The sequence below is a fragment of the Aeromonas taiwanensis genome, from assembly GCF_000820165.1.
Lineage (GTDB): Bacteria > Pseudomonadota > Gammaproteobacteria > Enterobacterales > Aeromonadaceae > Aeromonas > Aeromonas taiwanensis.
In genome coordinates, this window is the sequence record NZ_CDDD01000097.1 from 1 (window position 1) to 1,455 (window position 1,455).

General features: G+C 73.5%; 2 protein-coding genes. Both read left to right on the top strand.

What is annotated here, in order from left to right:
- Positions 1-576 (top strand): vWA domain-containing protein (locus tag BN1136_RS16715; RefSeq protein WP_156135313.1); only part of this gene is annotated, 576 nt, incomplete at its 5' end.
- A gap of 18 nt (positions 577-594) precedes the next feature.
- Positions 595-1,455 (top strand): VWA domain-containing protein (locus BN1136_RS16720; protein WP_043808944.1); only part of this gene is annotated, 861 nt, incomplete at its 3' end.

A 1,455-nucleotide genomic window follows, 5' to 3' on the forward strand; every position in this document is an offset into this window, starting at 1 on the left:
CCCCCCCCCCCCCCCCCCCCCCCCCGCCCCGAGGACCCCGCGCCCCGCCCCCCCCCCCCCCGGGGCGCCGTTTCGAGTCGGGGGGGGCCCCCCCGGCCCCGGGGCGAGCCCATCCACCGGCCCCGCCAGCACGCGGATCCCGCCCGCCCCACCGCCCTCCTGCTGGTCACGGACGGGCGCAACACCTCGGGCAACGCGGATCCCCTGACCGAGGCCAAACGGGCCGTGGCCGCCGGCATCCGCCTCTATACCCTGGGGGTGGGCGCCGACCCCGACACCTTTGCCCATCCCCTCGGGGAGGAGGACCCCAGCGCCGAGCTCGATGAACCTTTGCTCCAGCAGCTGGCGGCCCTGGGGCAGGGGCGCTATTTTCGCGCCCGCAGCCAGGGGGATCTGGCCGCCATCAACCAGGCCATCGACACCCTGGAACCCCTCGCTCGCCCCCGGATCCTCGCACGTCCCCACCTGGAGCTCTACCCCTGGCCACTGGCCCTGGCCTGGCTGCTGCTGGCGTGGCCCGCCCGCTGGCAGTGGCCGGCACGCCGACAACCGTCACCGGAGCGGCCCCATGAATAATCGGCAAGGAGCTTCTTCATGGAGCTGATCCTGCTGCGCCCGCTCTGGCTGCTGGCCCTGATCCCCTGGCTGTGGCAGGGATGGCGGCGCCGTCGCCAGCCCGGACTGCTCTCTCCCGCCATGCATGCCTATCTGCTGCCGGCCCGGCGCCGGGCCATTCCCTGGCTCTGGCTCGCCTGCCTGCCGGTGATCCTGGCCCTCGCGGGCCCCGCCCTGCGCCAGCAGAGCCTCCCCATCCAGAGCCCGGCGCTCGATCTCTGGCTGCTGGATCTTTCGGATTCCATGCTGGCAGAGGATCTGCCCCCCGACAGGGCGACCCGGGTCCGGCTGCTGCTTCAGGAGATGCTGGCCAGGGAGGATGCGCGGCCATCGCCCCATCCCCTCGGCCTCATCCTGTTTGCCGGGGATGCCTATCTCGCCATGCCGCCCACCCGGGATCATCAGGCCATTGCCCTGCTGCTGCCGGACCTGCGCCCGGCCATCATGCCCGTTCAGGGCAGTGCACCGGAGCGCGCCGTGGCCCTGGCCCTTGCGCAGATCCCATCAGGCCAGCCCGCACGCCTGCTGCTCGTCACCGACGGCCTGTCCCAGGCCCAGCGAGATCGCATCGCCGCCCTCTGGCCCTGTCTTGACACCCTCTTCTGCCCCCAAGGGGCCTCGCCCCGCCTCGACATCCTGCTGGTCAACGCCGGCAAGGAGGCCAGGCTGCCCCCCGTGCCCGCCGAACGCAGGTCACTCGGTCGCGCCCTGAGCCGTCCCCTGCCCGCCCCCGACGAAGGGGCCATGGCGCGCCTCGCGGCAAGCACGGGGGGAAGGCTCCAGTGGCTGCAAAACGGCGTGCCCCGCTTTGCCCCCCTGCCCCTGGGCCAGACGCCGACC